Annotated in this window: 13 protein-coding genes, 3 rRNA genes and 1 pseudogene (1 of these 17 cut by a window edge); 10 read left to right on the top strand and 7 right to left on the bottom strand. The window is 58.8% G+C overall.

The annotated features are described in order from the left end of the window. Positions 1-84: 84 nt before the first annotated feature. A complete protein-coding gene (locus J2Y90_RS06745; protein WP_042610141.1) occupies positions 85-423 on the top strand; it encodes a hypothetical protein in 339 nt (112 codons plus the stop codon). A 190-nt stretch (positions 424-613) separates the two neighbouring features. Here J2Y90_RS06745 and lapD read toward each other — a convergent pair whose 3' ends face one another. Further along, positions 614-2,566 carry a cyclic di-GMP receptor LapD gene (gene lapD, locus J2Y90_RS06740; protein ID WP_253497733.1) on the bottom strand — a complete coding sequence of 651 codons (1,953 nt, stop codon included), beginning with the start codon at positions 2,564-2,566 and terminating at the stop codon, positions 614-616. A gap of 14 nt (positions 2,567-2,580) precedes the next feature. Then, complete coding sequence (lapG, locus tag J2Y90_RS06735) at positions 2,581-3,273, bottom strand: cysteine protease LapG (protein WP_253497730.1); 693 nt, start codon at positions 3,271-3,273, stop codon at positions 2,581-2,583. Positions 3,274-3,470: 197 nt separating this feature from the next. On the opposite strand from lapG, the gene J2Y90_RS06730 reads away from it, so the two are divergent. The 5 genes from J2Y90_RS06730 to J2Y90_RS06710 all read left to right on the top strand — a co-directional run bounded on the left by J2Y90_RS06730 (position 3,471) and on the right by J2Y90_RS06710 (position 10,476). After that, entirely contained in the window at positions 3,471-4,181 is a 711-nt protein-coding gene (locus J2Y90_RS06730) for a GntR family transcriptional regulator (RefSeq protein WP_253497727.1), read from the top strand. A gap of 699 nt (positions 4,182-4,880) precedes the next feature. After that, positions 4,881-5,657, top strand: a complete 777-nt coding sequence (locus J2Y90_RS06725) for a DUF3050 domain-containing protein (RefSeq protein WP_253497723.1) — start codon at positions 4,881-4,883, stop codon at positions 5,655-5,657. Next, entirely contained in the window at positions 5,654-6,583 is a 930-nt protein-coding gene (locus J2Y90_RS06720) for a diiron oxygenase (protein WP_253497720.1), read from the top strand. The genes J2Y90_RS06725 and J2Y90_RS06720 overlap by 4 nt, the downstream gene beginning before the upstream one ends. Before the next feature lie 10 nt (positions 6,584-6,593). Beyond that, positions 6,594-9,986 (top strand): amino acid adenylation domain-containing protein, encoded by a 3,393-nt coding sequence (locus J2Y90_RS06715; RefSeq protein ID WP_253497717.1) that lies wholly within the window; start codon positions 6,594-6,596, stop codon positions 9,984-9,986. A gap of 22 nt (positions 9,987-10,008) precedes the next feature. After that, positions 10,009-10,476: an SRPBCC family protein gene (locus tag J2Y90_RS06710; RefSeq protein WP_253497714.1), complete on the top strand. Its 468-nt coding sequence runs from the start codon at positions 10,009-10,011 to the stop codon at positions 10,474-10,476. A gap of 131 nt (positions 10,477-10,607) precedes the next feature. Here J2Y90_RS06710 and J2Y90_RS26705 read toward each other — a convergent pair whose 3' ends face one another. Both J2Y90_RS26705 and J2Y90_RS26700 read right to left on the bottom strand, forming a co-directional pair. Beyond that, entirely contained in the window at positions 10,608-11,393 is a 786-nt protein-coding gene (locus J2Y90_RS26705; RefSeq protein WP_429462265.1) for a methyl-accepting chemotaxis protein, read from the bottom strand. 69 nt (positions 11,394-11,462) lie between these two features. Then, positions 11,463-12,488, bottom strand: a pseudogene (locus tag J2Y90_RS26700) (HAMP domain-containing protein); the annotation flags it as partial. Between the two features lie 311 nt (positions 12,489-12,799). Between J2Y90_RS26700 and J2Y90_RS06700 the strand changes: the two are divergent. From J2Y90_RS06700 to J2Y90_RS06685, 4 genes are all read left to right on the top strand, one after another. Further along, complete coding sequence (locus tag J2Y90_RS06700; protein WP_253497709.1) at positions 12,800-13,300, top strand: sigma-70 family RNA polymerase sigma factor; 501 nt, start codon at positions 12,800-12,802, stop codon at positions 13,298-13,300. Then, positions 13,300-14,301 (top strand): FecR domain-containing protein, encoded by a 1,002-nt coding sequence (locus tag J2Y90_RS06695; RefSeq protein ID WP_253497707.1) that lies wholly within the window; start codon positions 13,300-13,302, stop codon positions 14,299-14,301. Before J2Y90_RS06700 ends, J2Y90_RS06695 begins: the two co-directional genes overlap by 1 nt. 87 nt (positions 14,302-14,388) lie before the next feature. Further along, on the top strand, positions 14,389-16,893 hold the full coding sequence (locus J2Y90_RS06690) for a TonB-dependent siderophore receptor (protein ID WP_253497705.1): 2,505 nt from the start codon (positions 14,389-14,391) through the stop codon (positions 16,891-16,893). A 74-nt stretch (positions 16,894-16,967) separates the two neighbouring features. Continuing rightward, complete coding sequence (locus tag J2Y90_RS06685) at positions 16,968-18,146, top strand: PepSY-associated TM helix domain-containing protein (RefSeq protein ID WP_253497704.1); 1,179 nt, start codon at positions 16,968-16,970, stop codon at positions 18,144-18,146. 66 nt (positions 18,147-18,212) lie between these two features. Here J2Y90_RS06685 and rrf (J2Y90_RS06680) read toward each other — a convergent pair. The 3 genes from rrf (J2Y90_RS06680) to J2Y90_RS06670 all read right to left on the bottom strand — a co-directional run. Further along, positions 18,213-18,328 (bottom strand): 5S ribosomal RNA (rrf, locus tag J2Y90_RS06680). A 105-nt stretch (positions 18,329-18,433) separates the two neighbouring features. Then, positions 18,434-18,549, bottom strand: a 5S ribosomal RNA gene (gene rrf, locus J2Y90_RS06675). A gap of 167 nt (positions 18,550-18,716) precedes the next feature. Further along, positions 18,717-21,329 (bottom strand): 23S ribosomal RNA (locus tag J2Y90_RS06670) (it continues 281 nt past the right edge of the window).

Here is a 21,329-nt window from a genome sequence, read left to right as displayed (position 1 = left end):
CGATTTCATCGGCGCCCCGCATACTGGCGCGCAGTTGGCTATGCTGCTGACAGCATGACGCTGTTCATTTGTGAGGGATGCTCAATGTTTTACGTGCAACGCGATGCGCAAGGCCAGTTGATTCGCGTGGAAGCTGCGGCGTACGCCGAGGCCACGGAAACGCTGCCCGCCGACAACCATGAGATTCAGGCGTGGTACGCCAACGAAGCCGTGGAAAACAGCCTCAGACAGCTCAAGCAGAGCGACTTTGAAATGATTCGGGTGCTCGACGACCTGATTCAGGTGCTGACCCAGAAAGGCGTGATCCGCGTCACCGACCTGCCGGCGGCGGCCCAGGCCAAACTGATGGACCGCACCCAGGCGCGTGAAGCGCTGGGCGGGTTGAGCCAGTTGATCGATGAGGATGAGGGCGGGTTGATCTGATCCTGGATCTTCACCGACTGGACTGGCCCTTTCGCGAGCAGGCTCGCTCCCACAATGATCGTTCCCACGCTCCGCGTGGGAATGCATCAAGGGACGCTCCGCGTTCCGACCGCAACTCAGTTATCACGGCCCGTCACCGTTGTGACGCAGAGCGTCACGGGCTGCATTCCCACGCAGAGCGTGGGAACGATCAGTTCAGGCCCCAAGGCTTCGGCTCACCGAGCAACTGCCCCTGCACGCCATACAGGCCCATCTCGCGAATCACCGACAACTCCCCTTCGGTCTCGACCCGTTCGGCAATCAGCGGCAGATCGATGCTGTGCGCCGCGCGCTGGATCGCTTCGATGAACAGACGCTTGTCGCTCTCCTGATCGATCGCCCGAATGTAGCTGCCATCGATCTTCAAATACGCCAGACCCAACCGCGCCAGGTTGCCGATCATACTGAAGCGCCCGCCGAAGCGCTGCAGGCTCAGCGAGAAACCCAGCTCGCGCAGGCGTCGGGTCAACTGTTCCAGCACTGCCTGTTCAGGCAATTGCTCCTCACCGATTTCCAGGGTCAGGCGCGCGCCGAGGTTGGAGTGCGCGCGCAGAATCTCGAAGACTTTGTTCAACGCCTGCGGATCGGCCAGCGTCGCCGAGGACAGGTTCAGCGCCAGCGAATCTTCGTGCCCTTTCATCTGCTCGAGCACGCGTTCGAGCATCAGCCGATCAAGCCGCGCGGTCCAGCCGAAGCGCTCCAGCCACGGCAGAAAGCGTCCGGCAGGAATGGTCTGGCCCTGCTCGTCGAGCAAGCGCGACAGCACTTTGTAATGCAGCACCAATTGAGTGTCCTGCGCGGCGACCACCGGCTGGAAGTACAACTCGAAACGCTGCTGACTCAAGGCCTGATCCAGCAGTCGATGCCAGGCGTGATGATCGTCGCCGACCTCCGCCACCAGACTCTGATCGATGCACGCCCAATTCTGCTCGCCCTGGCCTTCGGCCTGCGCCAGTGCCTGATCGCCCAGGGTCAGCACTGCTTGCGGCGAATCACCATGGGTGAACGGCGCCAGCCCGATGGAAGCCACCGCCGGCACATCGGTCGCGCCGGTGGCATGCAGGCTGCTCAAGGCATTGTCGAGATTCTGCGCCAGTTGCAGCGCTTCCTCACGCACCAGCCCCGGCGCCAGCACGGCGAACTCACCGCCGCGAATGCGCGTTACCAAGTCTTGAGTTTGTGGATATCGGGCGCACTCGCGGGATAATTGCTCGCCCACGGCCTTTAGCAACTGGTCGGTGCGCTGGCCGCCGAGACGCTGGTTGAGGCCGGCCAGATCCTTGACCCGCAACAGCAGTAGATAACCGGAACTGGCCTGCTCCGAGTTGCTCACGCGATTGTTCAGTTGCATCTCGAAATAGCGGCGGTTGGCCAGGCCTGTGAGGTTGTCCTGATAGGACTCGGTGCGCAGCTTTTCGCTGCGCTCGGCCTGCTCCTGAAACAGCGTCTTGAGCTTCTCGACCATCTGATTCATCGCCTGCACTACCCTGCGCAACTCAGGCGTGCGCGGCAGATCCGGCAGGCTGAGAAACTCGCGACGGGCGATGGCATGGGACTGCTGGACCATGTAATCAAGCGGCTTCAACTGCCGACGCAGCAGCAGCGCGCCGAGCACCGCGCTCAGCGCACCGCAGATCAACAACCAGCCGAGGCTGCCTAGCGCGCTCTGCCACAGCTTGGCCACGGCGAACATCGGGTGGCTGACCACTTCGACCCGTGCCGCCTGCTCCCAGCCGCGGCTGACCAGCGCATCGCCACCGGCCGGCTCGAGGCCGATCAGTCTGACGAACCAGTCCGGCACATTGCTCACCGCCGGAGTGCCGCTGCGCTCGACAATGGTCTGCTCGGTCTTCACGTCGACCACGCGAATGCTCGCGTAATAGCCGCTGTCGAAAATCGAACTGACCAGCAGCTCGACCATCGCCGGGTCGTCGATATTCGGCGTCAGCGACAACGCCAGCGCCGTCGCGGCGTCCTGCGCGTGGGAGCGCAACTGATTGACGTACTGGGTGCGCGAGCTCTCCAGGCTGACCATGAAGCTGCCGGTGAAGGCCACGACCAGGAACAGACAGATAGCGATCAACAGCTGTTTGAACAAAGACATCTGAGCGCGTGCTCCTAGTTAGTCGTCTCGACCGGAAAACCTTCGGCCTGCATTTTTTTCAGCACATCCTGCCAGCGCGACAGGCGTTTGGTGTCGCCAACCTTTTTATTGCCTTTGGCGCCCGGCAGATACAAGCCTTCGGCATTGAAAGAGTAGACCGGCAGCAAATCGGTCCGCTGCGACGCCGGCTGGATCGGATCGATCAGGCTGTCGAGCACCAGCGGCATGGCATCGGGGGTCGCATAGTACGTCAACACCATGTGCGCGCGGTTCTGGCGCAGCGCCTTGACGTAGGTGATGCGCAGCTTGTCACTGGAAACCCCGAGATGGCGCAGGCTGAAATATTTGGCGATGGCGTAGTCTTCGCAGTCGCCGGCACCCTTCCACAGCGCTTCGATCGGGGTTTCCCAATAATCCACCTCGCGCCAGAGATCGATGTCTTCGACGTAGCGCACCTGCTTGTTGAAGAACAGGTTCACCAGCTTGAGCTTGTCCATCTCGCTGGCCTGCTTCTGCGTCGCCAGCAGATTCTGCCAGGCGTCGATGCGCTGCTGCCCGGCGCCCAGTGGCCCGTAAAGAGCAGTGGCCTTGCGGCTGATCGCGGAAAAATCCCAATCGGCGTGCAGACCGCCCAGCATGACGCCGGCCAGCAGCAATGCGCAGCCAAGCCAGCGCAAGGTCCGAGGGATCGCGAAACGTACCGCCACAGCAGGTTTCCAGAAGGGCAGAAAGGAAGCGTTTGATGGTGAAGCTTAGCCCGGCAAAAAACAATGGCACCGTGAGATCATCGAAAGACGCGCTAGACTTGAGATGGCAGCGTTATGTTTTACAAGGTTTGACAACCTGTAGAGCAATCACTAGTGTCATTTGGATCCAAATATTACGACCTACAGGGTGTGTTGTCGTGACTCAGAAGCCCAAACCGCTGCACAGCATTAAAGTCGAAGGACCGATTCCTGCGCATCTGGCCCGGTCGGTAATTGAAGAAACCCTGCGCTCGGCCATCCTCGATGGACGCCTGCCCTGTGGCACTGCGTTGCGCCAACAGGATCTGGCCGATCTGTTCGGGGTCAGCCGTATGCCGGTGCGCGAGGCCTTGCGCCAGCTCGAAGCGCAGGAACTGCTCAGCGTCACTACGCACAAAGGCGCCGTGGTTGCGCCGCTGATCCAGGGCGATGCCACCGAAACCTACGAGTTGCGCATTCTGCTCGAATCCGAGGCATTGCGGCAGTCGATTCCGTTGCTGACTGACACCGAGCATCAACTCGCCGCCGGCTTCATCGACGAACTGGAAGCCCAGCACGACTACAACGAAATCGGCCGCCTCAACCGTCTGTTCCACATGGCCCTGTACAGCAAGGCGCCCAATCAGCGACTGCTGCGCCTGGTGGAGGACGGCCTCAACGAGGAAGAGCGTTTTCTGCGTTTCAACCTGGAAGCCATGGGCCTGGGCAAGCTGTCTCAGGACGACCACCGCGCCATGCTTCACGCCGTGGTCGAGCGAGACATCCCGCGTTCACTCGAACTGCTGGAGCAGCACCTCAACCGTGGCGTTGAGGTCATCACCCGCTACCTGGCGACCCCCGCCGCACAGAAGCGCCATACTGCGCGCTGATATCTCGCTCGCCGAATAATCCCCTTACAAATCTTCGCGACCGCTCTGCTGCCAGCTCTGGCAGCGGATCGGCGTGCGCGCGGCTGCCCGCCGCGCCCGGACCAACGCTTTGTCGCTCTATGGCAATGACCAATCGGTAATAGCCGTGACGGCAATTTACCCGCACTCTTCCAGCGCCAACCCTATAGAACGGGGACACGCCGCCCTGACGGCACAGTCTCCGCAACAGGAACCTACGGAAGGAGCCTTGTCACGGGAAACAGGAAGTCATGGCGCCGGTCCCGGCCAACTTTCGTCCCCCATCAATTCAATCAATCTCCTTAGTTGAAAGTTGCTTCGAGTGAGGCATTCACTCTTTTTATCAATTTTGGCCCTGATTAGCCGAAAGGAGCAACTTCGCCCAAATAAAACTTCATCTGAAAGTTTTATCGGCAACTCTCGTACTTGAAAAACAGCCAACTTGAAATAATTGAAAATAAACTTGTTAATTGCTTTTGCCCTGTATTAGCTTTCTCTCGCCAGGTTTGAACTTCGCTGTTCAGCGCGGCATACCTCACGTATCAAACGCAGCAACCGTGGCCCCGCAACGGCGCCAGAGCGCGATCAAGAAAGTGCCGGGATAACTTTCTCTCCAACTTTCTCGATCGCTTACAGCAACTGAAAAGAACTGTGCACTTCATAGCACTGATAAAGGACATCATGATGCCCACCAAGCAGCAACTCGCCCTGAAGAAAGCCGAACTGAGTATTCACCCGATCTTCTCCGAGATTACTTCGTTATCGGTATTACGCCGTTTCATGGAAACCCATGTATTTGCCGTATGGGACTTCATGTCGCTGACCAAGCGTCTGCAACAGGAACTGACTTGCACACGGTTGCCCTGGCTGCCGCCGCGCGATCCTCACGCGGCGCGGTTGATCAACGAGATTGTGCTGGGGGAGGAATCGGACGATCGCCTCGATGCCGGCCACTACAGCCATTTCGAGTTGTACCTGGATGCGATGCGCGAAATCGGCGCGAGCACCACGGCGGTGGAGCGTTTCGTCGCGTTGCAGCAGGAAGGCGTGAGTTATGACATCGCGTTGCAGAGCGTCGACGTCGACCCCGCGGCCGCGCAGTTCGTCCGCGATACCTTGCGCATTGCCCTGGAGGCGCCGGGACATAGCGTCGCCGCCGCATTCCTGCATGGTCGCGAAAGCGTCATTCCCACCATGTTCCAGCGCATCCTCAATGATTGGGGCATCGGCATCGAACAGGCGCCGACGTTCCGGTATTACCTGCAACGGCATATCGAAGTGGATTCCGAAGACCACGGCCCCGCCGCCGAACACTTGCTGGAGCGTCTGGTCGATGGCGATCCGCAGCGCGAGGCCGAGGTCTACGCCAGTGCCATCGCCGCCGTGGAAAGCCGCATCGCCCTGTGGGACGGGCTGCGCCTGAGCATGGGCGCAGAAGTTGTCGAGGTGGTCCAATGAACGCCGCCGACTATCAATCCTTCGCCGAGGCCTGGGAAACCCGCGCGACCATCCGCACCCGTCCGCGACGAGTTCTCGAAGACGATCAGCGCCTGATCTACCCGCTCAGCCGCCAGCCGCTGGTGCTCAGCGAAACCTTCCTGCGTGAATGCCCGCAACAGCGTGATTTCGCGCTGGTGCAGACGCTGTACAAATTCATCAATGACGTAGTGATTTTCGAGACTGAAATCGTCGACAAGACCGCCCGCAGCATTGCCAAGAATCGCTTCGCCGTGGCGTTCCCGTTCGCCTGTCGCTACGACGCGATGACCGTGGTGGTCGATGAGGATTATCACGCGCTGGTGGCCATGGATTTCATGCAGCAAACCGTCGCGCTGACCGGTATCGAACCAATTCAGTTGCCCGACGATATCGAACTGAGCCGGGCGATTCCCGCCGCCGTTGCACTGGCACCGGAGCACCTGCGCAGCGCGGTGGAATTGATTTGCGTGGCGATCGCCGAAAACACCGTGACCGGCGACGTCGCCGCGTTCGCCCGCGACGATTCGGTCAAGCCGTCGATCAAGGGCCTGATGGCCGACCATTTGCTCGACGAGGGTCGCCATTCCAGTTTCTGGGCGCGGATGGTGCGCATCTATTGGCACACCGCCAGCGACGCGGACCGCGAAACCATCGCGCAGATTCTGCCGGTATTCATCGGCCATTACCTGACCAACGACATCCAGAAGTCCTTCGACCTGCGCCTGATCGATGCACTGCCGGTCAGCGAAATCACCCGGCGTTCACTGCGCGAGGAAATCGCTGGATTGGCCTTCCCGATCAACCGCCACCACCCGTTGGTGGGCAACATCGTCAAGTTTTTCCACAACAGCTCGCTGCTCGACACACCGTGTGTGCAGCACGCCCTGCGCGACTATCTGGTTTGAGGAGGCCGACATGAAACGTCTCGACATTTTGCTCACCGGCGCCAGCCAGGCCATGACCGATCTGGCGCAGGAACTCGAACAACACGGCCATGCACTGACCCGCAGCGCGGCGACACCAGCGGCTGTGGATCTGATCATTGACGATGGCTTTATCGGCGCCGGCGACTTCTGCGCGATCCCCCATCTGCACCTGCGCCTGGGTGTCGCTGCGCAAGACCATGGCGGCCTGCCGATCCTCGATTTGCTGTGTTTCCTCGGCTCGTCGCTGATCAGCCGCGTGCCGATCGGCGATGAGCCGTCCGGCAATGGTCAGTCCTTACGCCAGCGAGCGCTCGCTCATGTGGTCGACGAAGTGGCGTTGCTGGTCAGCCGCTTTTCCCGCGATGGCGATTATTTCCGCCATGCCCCTGCGCTGAGCGCGCCGGATTTCGAACGGCTGGAAGATCTGCTGTTTCTCGACAAACTGGCGTACGTCCACCGCCTCAACAATACGGCGAAACCTGCACTGCTGCAGCAAGCGCAGACCCCGCTGATCGAGCGTCTGCAACAGAGCCTGATCGAGCATGCCGAACGGCCGGCGCTGTACCTCGGCGGACAGACCATCAGCTACCGCCAGTTGCACGCCCACAGCCGCGCGATTCAACAGCGACTGCTGCCCTTGCTCGAGCAACATCCGCAGCCGTGGGTGGTCGGAGTCTGCCAAGGCAAGGACCCGGCGTTGTTCGCTTCGATCCTGGCGATTCTCGGCAGCGGCGCGGTGTACTTGCCGCTGGAGCCGAGTCATCCGCTGCAGCGTCAGCAATACATCCTGGAAAACGCCGGCGCTGTGTTGTTGCTCCACGATGGGCAGCAGGCGCTCAGCGAATCGATAACCGGGCTGGATGTCAGTGGCATCGAGGCGACCGACGCCGATCTCGATCGGCCGCTGATGCTGCACCCGCCCGAGCTTGATGCGCCGTGCATGGCGCTCTACACCTCGGGCACCACCGGGCATCCGAAAGGCGTGCTGCTCAGCCAGGCCAATCTCGCTCACTTCACTGCGTGGTACGCCGACTATGTGCGATTGCGCGCCGAGAGTCGGGTATTGCAGTTCTCGTCGCTGAGCTTTGATTCGTCGCTGATCGACATCTTTCCCAGCCTGCTCGTCGGCGCGGAGCTGGTGGTGCCGGACGACACCCAGCGTCGCGATCCTTTGCAACTGGTTGCGCTGATTCGCCGTCGGCAACTGACCCACGCCTTCCTGCCGCCGGCGCTGTTGAGCATTCTGCCGCTGCAACACCTTGAAGGCGTTCAAGTGATGACCGGCGGCGATGTCTGCGAGCCGTTTGTCATCGAGCAACTGACCCGCCAAGGCAGCCTGCACAACCTTTACGGCCCGACCGAAGCCACCGTACTGATCACCGCGCGCCAGCTGAAACCGGGCGACAGCAACCGCACGCTAGGAGGGCCGATCGCCAACAGTCGGGTGCTGATTCTCGACGACGATCTGCAACCGGTGCCCGATCAAACCGTCGGTGAGCTGTTCATCGTCGGCCCCGGTGTCTGCCTCGGTTACCTGAACAATCCGCAGCAGACCGCCGAGCGTTATCTGAGCCTGTCACTGCCCGGCGGCGATACCTTGCGCGCCTACCGCAGCGGCGACATGGCCAAGTGGGGCGAGCACGGTATCGAGCTGTGCGGGCGGCGCGACAACCAGGTGAAAATCCGTGGCTTTCGCGTCGAGCCGGAAGAGATCGAACGCTGCCTGCGCGAGAGCCGCTTGTATCGGCAGATCGCTGTGGTCATCGACAGTCAGCGGCGCATTCTAGCGTTCCTCGCCCAGCCACAGACCGAGACTGCCCGGGACGAATTGAAAGCCCACGCCCGGCAGTTTCTGCCGGACTACATGCAACCCGTGGCATGGACCGAATTGCCGCATATGCCGTTCGCCAGCAACGGCAAAGTCGATCGTAATGCGCTGCTGGCATTGCCGGTGACCGTGCAAGACAGCGCCGCGAAATGCTTGCCGGCGAATGCCGACGAAGCGCTGTTGCTGGAGATCTGGGCCGAGTTGCTGGAACTGCCGACCAGCGACATTTCCACCGACGAAAGCTTCTTCAATCTCGGCGGCCATTCGATTCTGCTGTCGCGGATGTTGCTGCGCTTGCGCGAGGAATTCGGCCGAAGCATTTCGATCAATCGCTTCATCGAACAACCGACCATCACCAAGCTGGCGACGCTGGTGCGCGGTACCGATGACAGTGCGGTACTCAGCGCCCAGGCCATGGCCGACGCCGAGCGCGCGCTGGAGATCGAGCCGCTGCCAATCAGCCGCATGGGCGATGTACACAAGGTCATCGTCACCGGTGCCAACAGTTTTGTCGGCGTGCACATCGTCGAAGCGCTGCTCGGTTGGGGCGCCAGCGAGGTCGCCTGTCTGGTGCGCGACGGCGCCGGGCAAACGGCGGCGCAACGCTTCGCTCAGGCCCTGCGGGAAAACCGTCTGGAGCACCTCGATCTGAGCCGTGTGCGGGTTTACGCAGCGGATATCAGTCGCCCGCAACTGGGCCTGGGCAATGACGATTATCAACGCCTGGACTGCGAGTTCGGCGCGCTGGTGCACAACGCCGCCAACGTCAACCACGTACTCGATTACGAGTCCCTGGCAGCGGACAACGTCGAGCCGATCTTTGCCCTGCTGAAGCTGTGCGAAGGGCGGAGCAAAAAGATCTTCAATTTCGTCTCGACCCTGTCGGCCTCCAGCACCGTGGATGACGCCGGTCGAGTGCTCGAGTTGCCCGCCGCCGCGACGCCGCCGATCTACATTCGCAACGGCTACAACCTGTCGAAGTGGGTCGGCGAACGCATCCTCGAACGGGCACGCGAGCGCGGTGTGCGGGTCAATCTGTATCGCCCCGGCAACATCAGCTTCAACAGCCTGAGCGGCGTTTGTCAGCCGCACAAGAACCGCTTGATGCTGATGCTCAAAGGCTCGATCCAGCTCGGTCAAGTGCCGGCCTTTGCGCTGAATTTCGACCTGATGCCGGTGGACTTTCTCGCCCGTTTCATCGCCTTCCATGCCAGCCGTTATTCAGCGGAGCGGGCGGTGTTCAATCTGCACAACCCCGAGCCGCTGAGCTGGGATGCCTACGTGGCTTCGTTCCGCGAAACCGGCAGCGAGTTCTCGCTGGTCAGCGTTACCGATTGGCAGCAGCAACTGAACCGGGTCGACGCCGACAACGCGCTGTTCGGCGTGCTCGGTTTCTACCTAAACGGCTTCGAAGAGGACATCGGCGATATCTCGCTGATCGGCCACGCCAACGCCGAGGCCGGCGTGCAGCAGATGGGCGCGCACTACCCGCAGAAATCCCCGGCGCTGCTGCGTCGCGGCTGCGATTACCTGAAAGAGATCAACTTTCTCTGACTCATCAACAAGGAGCAACACCATGAGCAATCTGCAACCCGACACCCTGATCAAGAACCCGCAAGGCTGCCACGTCGTGTCATCGGTGGAAGTGCCGGCGGACGCGGCAAGAGTCTGGGCCGTAGTGGGCGATTTCGCCGGCTTCGATCGATTCATTCCGGCGCTGTCGCACACCGAAATGACCGGCGAAGGCGTGTCTTCGCTGCGCAAGAAAATCTTCAAGGACGGCAACGTCGTGGTCGAACAACTCAACTCTCATGATGAACACGCGCGGCGCATGACCTGGACGACGATTTACAACACCTTGGGGGTGGCGAATCTGTGGGCGGCGATGCAGGTGGAATCGCTGAGCGAAGGGAAATCTCGGGCGACCTGGACGATCATCGCCAAGCCGGCTGCGGGTGGGGATGAAGCGTTGCCGGGATTCAAGGATTTCGTGCAGGGGTTTGCCGATGATGCGATGGGCAATGTCTTGAAGCTGTTTGTTTAAGGCTTCGGATTTGCGGTGGATGTCACACCGCTTTCGCGAGCAGGCTCGCTCCCACATTTCGATTGCATTCCTTCTATAGGAATGCGGTCACCCTGTGGGAGCGAGCCTGCTCGCGAAGAACGATAACGCGGTCAGATCTTGAAGCTGTCGACCAACTGCTTCAACCGGTTCGCCTGCTGCGACAACGCATCACAATCCTTCAACGTTTCGTTGAGGTTGGCCACACTCTGCTGATTCAACAGGTTGATCTGGTTGACGTCAACGTTGAGGGTTTCCACCACCGCAGTCTGCTCTTCGGTCGCAGCTGCCACCGACTGGTTCATACCGTCGATTTCGCCGATGCGCTGGGTCACGCTGACCAGGCGCAAACCGGCCTGATTCGCCACTTCCACGCTCTGCTCGCTGGACACCTGGCTGGCGTTCATCGTGCTCACCGCTTCACGCGAACCGACCTGCAGCGAGGTGATCATCTTGTGGATCTCTTCTGCCGATTCCTGGGTGCGATGCGCAAGGTTACGCACCTCGTCTGCAACCACGGCAAAACCGCGTCCGGCTTCACCGGCACGGGCGGCTTCGATGGCCGCGTTGAGCGCCAGCAGGTTGGTCTGCTGCGAGATGCCTTTGATCACATCGAGAATGTGGCCGATGTTGTCGGTGCTGGCGTTCAAGGTCTCGATCTGCGTGCACGACAGGCTGATCTTCTGCGACAACTCGGTCATCGCCTGAATCGTCTGCTCAACCACCTGACGCCCGTCATCGGCTTGCTCGGAAGCACCGCTGGCGTGCTGCGACGCATCCGCCGCGTTGCGGGCGATTTCCTGAGTGGCCGCGCCCAATTCGTTGATCGCGGCAGCGACGCTGTTGGTGCGTGCACTTTGCTCGTCGGAACCTATGATCGAAGCGTTGGACGATGCCATCACCCGTTGCGACAGATCATGGACATGGCGGGTGGCGGAAGATACTTCGGAAATCGACGCGTGAATCCGTTCAACGAACTGGTTGAACGCGCTGCCCAATTCACCGAACTCGTCTTTGCTCTCTACCACCAGACGTCGGGTCAGATCGCCTTCGCCCTGAGCGATATCTTTCATCGCGCGGCCCATAGTGGTCAGCGGACGCATCAACACGTTGATCAACAGGCTCAACAGCAACGCAATCGCCGCGACCGCGACAAACATGGCGATCAGCGCCGAGGTGCGGAACTGGCTGAGTGCGGCGTAGGCCTTGTCGCGATCGATCGACAGACCGATGTACCACTGCGCATTCGGCAGATCGCTGACCGGGGTGAACGACAGAATGCGGTCCTGGCCGTTGAGCACCACGTTCTGATTGCCCTTCTCGATGCGCACGTTGGTGTTCGGGTAGATGTCCTTGAGGTTTTTCATCACCTGATCTTTGTCCGGGCTGACGATCACCTGGCCGTCACCGCTGACCAGAAACGCATGGCCGAGGCCACCGAAATCCACCGAATTGATGATCTTCACCAGGGTTTCCAGACTCAGGTCACCACCGACCACACCGAGCAACTCGCCGTCCTTTTTCACCGGCATGGCGATGGTCACCACCAGGCCACCGACCGCTGCCATGTACGGCGGCGTCAGCATGGTTTTGTCGGCGGCTACTGCCTGCTTGTACCAAGGGCGCTGACGCGGATCGTAACCATCCGGCATCTTCGCATCGGGACGTTGGGTGAAGACACCGTTGGCCTGTCCCACGTAAGTGAACTGAAAGTTCGACGTGAAGGCCGGCTGATCGACGAGGCCCGGGAAGTCGGCATTCTTGCCTTGGTGAGCAACGTTCTGCGCGAGGTTTTCCAGCACCAGAATCCGCCCGCTCATCCAGTTCTGCACGCTGCTGGCGGTGAGATCACCGGCCTGTTGCACAGAGGACTGCAGATTCTGGCGAATGGTGTTTCGCTGCAAGTAATCGTTGTAGAGCGTGAACAAGGCGAACGCCAGGACGACGACGCCCGAAGCGGCCAAGAGGATTTTATGGCTGAACTTGAGATTCATTTCAGAGGACTTCTTATGCCAAAAGTGGGTATGCGTTCCGGATGCAACATTCCATGTACAGCGCAGGCAGCATTCTTCTGGCCGCTCTACTTTGGTGCACGCATTTCTCACCAGTCTGTCGGCCAGTCGGCGATAAATCTTAGGGTCGCGTAGGAAATGGATGAGATTCGTGGCTGATTCCCGCCGAACGGCGTGCCAGAGCGGCTGAGATGAAGTTTTTTTCAACGACACCGGAGCGGCAGTTGCAAAATCTGTAACCCTTGATGACAATGCGACTAATTATCATTTGTGACGTTCGGGCTGGCGTGGTCATGTCTTCACCTGAGTTGGTCGTACAGGCGCTTTACGGTAGTCATCACGGCTGGCTCAACGCTTGGCTGCGCGCAAGGCTGGGCAATGCAGCGGATGCCGCCGATCTGGCTCAGGACACTTTCCTGCGCCTGTTGCAACGCACCGAACGCCTCGAACTGAAAGCCCCCCGCGCTTTCCTGCGGACCATCGCGCGCGGCCTGGTGATCGATCATTGGCGCCGCGAGGAAATCGAGCGCGCCTATCTGGAAACAATCGCTCATCTGCCTGAAGGCGAAGCACCCGACGCCGAATCCCGAGCGTTGGTGCTGGAATTGCTGGAAAGCATTGCGCGCATGCTTGAGGGACTGAAGCCGAAAGTACGTCAGGCGTTTCTGCTGGCGCAGTGCGAAGGTTTAACGCACAAACAGATCGCCGAGCAACTCGGCGTGTCGGTTCGCTCGGTGGAACGCTACGTCGCCGATGCGCTGTATCACTGCTATGTGTTGCGGTATGAAAGCTGATGCCTGTGGATAACTTCTCACTCGGTCGCCGTGTCGAGCCGCGCCAACAGGTGGTCAAGCAAGCGATTCACTGGCTACTGCGGCTGCGCAACAATCATGGCAATCCCCGGCTGACCCGCCAGTGCGAGCAGTGGCGCGCCGAGCATCACGAACATGAAATCGCCTGGCAGCGGGTGCAGTCGCTGCAAGCCGAATTGAGCTCCAGTCTGCGCGCCGTGCCTGGTGCGCAGGTCGCTTTCAACACCTTGGAAAACAGTGCGCAGGGATTGGGCCGACGCCAGGCCTTGAAGTTATTGTCGGGCACGCTGTTGATGGGCTCCGCCGCGTGGCTGGCCAAGGACAGCGCCCCTTGGCAGCAATGGAGCGCCGACTACGCGACGGCGACCGGCGAACGGCGCGGCTTCCAGTTGCCCGACGGCACGCGGATCGAGCTCAATACCGCCAGTGCCGTGGATCTCGATTACACCGCCCGGCAGCGCCTGATCAAACTGACCCGCGGCGAAATCATTGTTACCTGCGGCGGCTCTGACGAAGGCGCGGCGACGAACCGACCGCTGCGCGTACAGAATCGCCACGGGAGTTATGAGCCGTTCGCGGCGCGTTTCATTTTGCGTCAGGAAGATCAGTGCACGCGGCTCAGCGTTACCCGCGGCCGGGTCGTGGTTCACGCTGGTGGCCATGCGCTTGAAGCGCTGGCAGGACAGAGCTTTCTGGTCGATCGAGGCGGTTTGCGCGCGGCACCGACGCTGGATATGGATGCGGGCGCCTGGCTCGATGGCTTGATTGTCACGCGCAATATGCGGCTGGGCGACTTTCTTGCTGAAGTCGCCCGTTATCGCCCGGGGTTTCTGAGTTGCGCGGCGGATATTGCTGAGCTGCGCTTGTCCGGTGTGTTCCGTCTGGAGGACACCGACAGGCTGCTGGCGGTCCTGCCGCAGACGCTGCCGGTGCAACTGCGCTACCGCACCCGTTGGTGGGTGACCCTTGAGCGCGCGGTGTGAAATTTTTTTGGCGGGTTTTTCCAGGCAGTCCGGCTTAGTCAGTAAGCACTTCAACTCAGCCCTCGCGACTGCCTACGGAAATCCATGATGACTGTCCGCGCTACTTGTAAGAACCCTCTGAATTTCACTGCAGAATCGACACTGCTGCGCCATGCGGTGCGGGCAGCCCTGCTGTCCACCGCGCTGGGCGTCAGCGTATTACCGAGCCTGAGTCTGGCCGCCACCACTGCTGGCACCGAGGTCAGCCACCGCTACAACATTACTTCCGGGCCATTGGGCGAGGCGTTGAATCAGTTTGCCCGGCAGGCCGGCATCACCCTGGCGATGACGCCCCAACAAACCCAAGGTCGGCAATCCCCGGGCGTGCAGGGTGAATATTCGACCGATCAGGCCTTGAGCCATTTGCTCGGCGGCTCGGGACTGGAAGCCGTCAGCCAGGACGGCAGCAGCTACATCCTGCGCCCGCTCGCCGAAAGCGAAGCACTGGCCTTGCCGACTACCGACATCAAAGGTTTTGCCCTCGGCAATGCGCTGGGCAGCATGGCCGGCTACAACGCCACGCACAGCCAGATCGCCACCAAGACCAGTACCGCGTTGCTGGAAACCTCGCAGAGCGTATCCGTGGTCACGCGCGAGCAAATGGATGACCAGGGCTCACAAACCGTGTCGCAAGCGATGCGCTACACCCCGGGCGTGCTGACCAATCCGTACGGCGCCACGCACCGTTACGACTACGTGGCGATGCGCGGTTTCAACGACGGCTCGGTGGACAACATCTATCTCGACGGCCTCAAGGTGATGGGCGACAGCGGCACCTACAGCACCATGCAAGTCGATCCGTATTTCCTCGAACGCGTGGATATTCTCAAGGGCCCGTCATCCGTGCTGTACGGCCGCAGCTCGCCCGGCGGTCTGGTCGCACTGACCAGTAAAAAACCCTTGTACGAGGCGTACCGCCAGGTCCAGGCCATGGTCGGTACCCAAGGTCAGCGCGGGGTTGGTTTTGATTTCAGCGGCCCGGTCGATGACGACAAGCGCATTGCCTATCGTCTGACCGGACTGAGCGACCAGTCCGACACGCAATTCGACCACAACAAGGAAAAGCGCTTCGCCCTCGCCCCAACGCTGAGCATCGATTTCAGTGAGGATACCTCGCTGACCCTGCAGGCCTATCTGCAGCACGATCCCGATGGTGGTTACCATGCCGGTGTTCCGGCTGTTGGCTCCCTCCATCAGCGCAATGGCGACCGTATCTCGCCGCGTTTTTTCGAGGGTGAGCCGGGAATCGATGGTTTCTCCCGTGACCAGCAATCGTTCGGCTACCAGTTCGAACATCGCTTCAACGACGTCTTCACCGCCCGGCAGAACTTCCGTTATCTCGATTCCAAAGTGAACATGGATCAGGTCTACGCCTATGGCTGGACCACACCGACCAGCAATGAACTGAATCGCTATTACACCGGCGGTGATGAGCGGCTGCATGCGTTTATCGTCGACAACATGCTGCAGGCCGAATTCTTCACCGGCGCGACCAAGCACACGGTGCTGATGGGCGCGGATTATCAGCGGCGCAAAACAGTGGTCGACTGGACCAGCGGTGGACTGGCACCGATCAATGCGTTCAATCCGGTGTACGGCAACTCGGCGATCGAGATGTACGGTGAGACCAGCTATTTGCGTCGCCTCGAACAGACCGGTGTGTACCTGCAAGACCTGATCGAGATGGACAAGTGGCGCTTCTCGCTGGGCGTGCGTCAGGATTGGGTAGAGACCTCCGATGAAAACCGCATTGCTGAAGCGGGGCGTCCTGTTGGTACAGAGATCAATGATCGACGCACGAAACTCACTGGGCGCGCCGGCGCGTTATACCTGTTCGATAACGGTTTGGCGCCTTACATCAGCTACTCCGAGTCGTTTAATCCGAACTCCTATGCCGACAGCGCCGGCAATCCACTGGCACCCACCGATGGCACGCAGTGGGAAGTCGGTTTGAAGTACCAGCCACCGGGCACCGACAACCTGTTCACCGCCTCGCTGTTCCGCATCGATCAGGAAAACCTCGCGACCAAACTGCCCCAGGAGAACTTCTATCGCGCGGTCGGTGCCGTGCGCTCGCAAGGTCTGGAGCTGGAAGCGCATACGCAACTGACCGACAACTTGAAAGTGCTCGGCAGTTACACCTTCACTGACATCGAATATTCCAAATCGATGATCAGCACCTTGAGCACGCCGACCGATGTAATCGAGAACAAGGGCAACTCGCCGACTCAAGCGCCGCGCCACATGGCCTCGGTGTGGGCTGACTACAAGTTCGACAGTGCCGCACTTGATGGTCTGCGCCTGGGTGGCGGTGTGCGCTACGTCGGCTACAGCTGGGCCGATGCCGAGAACACCATGAAGGTGCCGTCTTACACGCTGTTCGACGCCTCGATTGGATATGACCTGGGCAAGGTTGGCTTGAAAGGCGTGGATGTGCGGCTCAATGCAAACAACTTGACCAACGAATCCTATGTCGCGTCCTGCGCCAGCCTGAACTTCTGCTACATGGGCGAAGAACGCAACGTAGCGGCGACCGTCAGCTATCAGTTCTAAAGCGTGTCCTGTGCATAAAAAAGCCAGCCCCTGATGTCAGGGGCTGGCTTTGTCGTTTCTTCGGGGTGTCTTACATGCGTGCGTTTCTGGTTTTGTTGCATCGTTACATCGGATTGGCTACAGCGGTGTTTCTATTGTTGGCCGGGCTGACCGGCAGTGTGCTTGCGTTCAATCATGAACTGGATGAGTGGCTGAATCCGCAGTTCTACGAGGCGACGTCAGTGGGTGAGCGCCTGCCACCCGGTGCTTTAGTGGATGCGGTGCAGACTGCACATCCGAAACTGCAGATCTGGTACATGGAGTATCCGCATGAGGCGGGGCACACGGCGCTGCTGGCGGCAGTGGCGCGGAGGGATCCGGCGACGGGCCAGCCGTTCGATGAACGCAATCAAGTGTTCTATCTGGACCCTGTCAGCGCAGAACAGACAGGCACGCGTTACTGGGGTGATTGTTGTTTCCAGCGGGAGAACTTCATTCCGTTCATTCTGGAGTTTCACTACAACCTGACATTGCCCGGTAACTGGGGATTGCTGTTGATGGGCCTGGTAGCCATCGCTTGGGTGATCGACTGTTTCGTCGCGTTGTGGCTGACCCTGCCGCGTGGCAAGCCATTCTGGAAGAAATGGGCTACTGCGTGGAAGGTGAAAGGCGGGCATGCCTACCGCTTGAACTTCGACTTGCACCGCGCCGGAGGATTATGGCTGTGGCTGCTGCTCTCACCGATCGCCGTCAGCAGCGTGGCGATGAACTTGCCGAGCCAAGTGTTCAAGCCCGCTGTCTCGTTGTTTTCGCCGATAGAGCCGAGCGTTTATGAAGCCAGAGGGCGAATGCCCGCCGATGAACTGGGGACGACACAGTTGAGCTATCAACAGGCGTACGAAAGGGCATTGCAGGAGGGGAAGCGATTAGGACTGACGGCGGCAATCGGCGAGTTGTATTACAGCTTTGAGTACAACTTCTACGGCGCCGGATTTGGGCAGCACGATACGGACGCACACGGTAAATCCTGGTTGTTCTTTCACGGTACCGATGGCCGATTATTAGGGCAGGAAATAGCAGGACAGGGCACGCTTGGGGAGCAGTTCTATCGACTCCAGTTGCCGATACATGGGGGACGGATCATCGGGGTGACAGGGCAGGTAATGATCGCAGTATTGGGTGTGTTGATTGCGGGGTTGTCAGGGACGGGGGTTTATATCTGGTGGCGCAAGTGGCAGGCAAGACGCAGCAGCAAGATCCGCAGAACAGCCTGATCTTTTGCACACGCTTAAATGACAAAACCCCTGTCTGCGTTAGCAGACAGGGGTTTCGGAATTCAATCTTGACGATGACCTACTCTCACATGGGGAAACCCCACACTACCATCGGCGATACATCGTTTCACTGCTGAGTTCGGGATGGGATCAGGTGGTTCCAATGTTCTATGGTCGTCAAGAAATTCTTTATCTGGCCCGTCAACACGGTAACAAGCCAGCAAAAACAGGAACTTCTACTAAAACAAAACCCCAACTGCTTTCGCAATTGGGGTTTCGGAATTTAATCTTGACGATGACCTACTCTCACATGGGGAAACCCCACACTACCATCGGCGATGCATCGTTTCACTGCTGAGTTCGGGATGGGATCAGGTGGTTCCAACGCTCTATGGTCGTCAAGAAATTCGGGTACTGAGTCGTGACCAGATGGCCTCGCTTCAGCAAATTGGGTATGTGACAGCTAGGTGTTTGTGCGTTTCGAACTTTCGGTTCGTTTCGTCTTCACACACCGCAATCTGGTGCTCTCTCGCTTTTCAGCTTGAAGCATGCAAATTGCTTGGGTGTTATATGGTCAAGCCTCACGGGCAATTAGTATTGGTTAGCTCAACGCCTCACAGCGCTTACACACCCAACCTATCAACGTCGTAGTCTTCGACGGCCCTTCAGGGAACTCAAGGTTCCAGTGAGATCTCATCTTGAGGCAAGTTTCCCGCTTAGATGCTTTCAGCGGTTATCTTTCCCGAACATAGCTACCCGGCAATGCCACTGGCGTGACAACCGGAACACCAGAGGTTCGTCCACTCCGGTCCTCTCGTACTAGGAGCAGCCCCTCTCAAATCTCAAACGTCCACGGCAGATAGGGACCGAACTGTCTCACGACGTTCTAAACCCAGCTCGCGTACCACTTTAAATGGCGAACAGCCATACCCTTGGGACCGGCTTCAGCCCCAGGATGTGATGAGCCGACATCGAGGTGCCAAACACCGCCGTCGATATGAACTCTTGGGCGGTATCAGCCTGTTATCCCCGGAGTACCTTTTATCCGTTGAGCGATGGCCCTTCCATACAGAACCACCGGATCACTAAGACCTACTTTCGTACCTGCTCGACGTGTCTGTCTCGCAGTCAAGCGCGCTTTTGCCTTTATACTCTACGACCGATTTCCGACCGGTCTGAGCGCACCTTCGTACTCCTCCGTTACTCTTTAGGAGGAGACCGCCCCAGTCAAACTACCCACCATACACTGTCCTCGATCCGGATAACGGACCTGAGTTAGAACCTCAAAGTTGCCAGGGTGGTATTTCAAGGATGGCTCCACGCGAACTGGCGTCCACGCTTCAAAGCCTCCCACCTATCCTACACAAGCAAATTCAAAGTCCAGTGCAAAGCTATAGTAAAGGTTCACGGGGTCTTTCCGTCTAGCCGCGGATACACTGCATCTTCACAGCGATTTCAATTTCACTGAGTCTCGGGTGGAGACAGCGCCGCCATCGTTACGCCATTCGTGCAGGTCGGAACTTACCCGACAAGGAATTTCGCTACCTTAGGACCGTTATAGTTACGGCCGCCGTTTACCGGGGCTTCGATCAAGAGCTTCGCGTTAGCTAACCCCATCAATTAACCTTCCGGCACCGGGCAGGCGTCACACCCTATACGTCCACTTTCGTGTTTGCAGAGTGCTGTGTTTTTAATAAACAGTCGCAGCGGCCTGGTATCTTCGACCGGCATGAGCTTACGGAGCAAGTCCTTCACCCTCACCGGCGCACCTTCTCCCGAAGTTACGGTGCCATTTTGCCTAGTTCCTTCACCCGAGTTCTCTCAAGCGCCTTGGTATTCTCTACCCAACCACCTGTGTCGGTTTGGGGTACGGTTCCTGGTTACCTGAAGCTTAGAAGCTTTTCTTGGAAGCATGGCATCAACCACTTCGTCACCCAAAGGGTAACTCGTCATCAGCTCTCGGCCTTAAGATCCCGGATTTACCTAAGATCTCAGCCTACCACCTTAAACTTGGACAACCAACGCCAAGCTGGCCTAGCCTTCTCCGTCCCTCCATCGCAATAACCAGAAGTACAGGAATATTAACCTGTTTTCCATCGACTACGCTTTTCAGCCTCGCCTTAGGGACCGACTAACCCTGCGTCGATTAACGTTGCGCAGGAAACCTTGGTCTTTCGGCGTGGGTGTTTTTCACACCCATTGTCGTTACTCATGTCAGCATTCGCACTTCTGATACCTCCAGCAAGCTTCTCAACTCACCTTCACAGGCTTACAGAACGCTCCTCTACCGCATCACCCGAAGGTGATACCCGTAGCTTCGGTGTATGGTTTGAGCCCCGTTACATCTTCCGCGCAGGCCGACTCGACTAGTGAGCTATTACGCTTTCTTTAAAGGGTGGCTGCTTCTAAGCCAACCTCCTAGCTGTCTAAGCCTTCCCACATCGTTTCCCACTTAACCATAACTTTGGGACCTTAGCTGACGGTCTGGGTTGTTTCCCTTTTCACGACGGACGTTAGCACCCGCCGTGTGTCTCCCATGCTCGGCACTTGTAGGTATTCGGAGTTTGCATCGGTTTGGTAAGTCGGGATGACCCCCTAGCCGAAACAGTGCTCTACCCCCTACAGTGATACATGAGGCGCTACCTAAATAGCTTTCGAGGAGAACCAGCTATCTCCGAGCTTGATTAGCCTTTCACTCCGATCCACAGGTCATCCGCTAACTTTTCAACGGTAGTCGGTTCGGTCCTCCAGTCAGTGTTACCTAACCTTCAACCTGCCCATGGATAGATCGCCCGGTTTCGGGTCTATTCCCAGCGACTAGACGCCCTATTAAGACTCGCTTTCGCTACGCCTCCCCTATTCGGTTAAGCTCGCCACTGAAAATAAGTCGCTGACCCATTATACAAAAGGTACGCAGTCACAGAACAAAGTCTGCTCCCACTGCTTGTACGCATACGGTTTCAGGATCTATTTCACTCCCCTCTCCGGGGTTCTTTTCGCCTTTCCCTCACGGTACTAGTTCACTATCGGTCAGTCAGTAGTATTTAGCCTTGGAGGATGGTCCCCCCATATTCAGACAAAGTTTCTCGTGCTCCGTCCTACTCGATTTCATTGACAAGAGATTTTCGCGTACAGGGCTATCACCCACTATGGCCGCACTTTCCAGAGCGTTCCGCTAATCTC

The sequence above is a fragment of the Pseudomonas koreensis genome (genome assembly GCF_024169245.1).
Taxonomy (GTDB): Bacteria; Pseudomonadota; Gammaproteobacteria; order Pseudomonadales; family Pseudomonadaceae; genus Aquipseudomonas; species Aquipseudomonas koreensis_F.
The sequence above is the reverse complement of the archived record's forward strand: the minus strand, read 5'-3'. Positions and strand labels throughout refer to the sequence as shown.

What these genes read in the sequence shown, in the direction of transcription:
- J2Y90_RS06700 (WP_253497709.1), top strand. Translation starts at nt 12,800, where the DNA reads ATGTCTTCACCTGAGTTGGTCGTACAGGCGCTTTACGGTAGTCATCAC.
- J2Y90_RS06685 (WP_253497704.1), top strand. Translation starts at nt 16,968, where the DNA reads ATGCGTGCGTTTCTGGTTTTGTTGCATCGTTACATCGGATTGGCTACA.
- J2Y90_RS06745 (WP_042610141.1), top strand. Translation starts at nt 85, where the DNA reads ATGTTTTACGTGCAACGCGATGCGCAAGGCCAGTTGATTCGCGTGGAA.
- J2Y90_RS06720 (WP_253497720.1), top strand. Translation starts at nt 5,654, where the DNA reads ATGAACGCCGCCGACTATCAATCCTTCGCCGAGGCCTGGGAAACCCGC.
- J2Y90_RS26705 (WP_429462265.1), bottom strand. Translation starts at nt 11,393, where the DNA reads ATGGCATCGTCCAACGCTTCGATCATAGGTTCCGACGAGCAAAGTGCA.
- J2Y90_RS06695 (WP_253497707.1), top strand. Translation starts at nt 13,300, where the DNA reads ATGCCTGTGGATAACTTCTCACTCGGTCGCCGTGTCGAGCCGCGCCAA.
- J2Y90_RS06710 (WP_253497714.1), top strand. Translation starts at nt 10,009, where the DNA reads ATGAGCAATCTGCAACCCGACACCCTGATCAAGAACCCGCAAGGCTGC.
- J2Y90_RS06725 (WP_253497723.1), top strand. Translation starts at nt 4,881, where the DNA reads ATGATGCCCACCAAGCAGCAACTCGCCCTGAAGAAAGCCGAACTGAGT.
- lapD (WP_253497733.1), bottom strand. Translation starts at nt 2,566, where the DNA reads ATGTCTTTGTTCAAACAGCTGTTGATCGCTATCTGTCTGTTCCTGGTC.
- J2Y90_RS06690 (WP_253497705.1), top strand. Translation starts at nt 14,389, where the DNA reads ATGACTGTCCGCGCTACTTGTAAGAACCCTCTGAATTTCACTGCAGAA.
- J2Y90_RS06715 (WP_253497717.1), top strand. Translation starts at nt 6,594, where the DNA reads ATGAAACGTCTCGACATTTTGCTCACCGGCGCCAGCCAGGCCATGACC.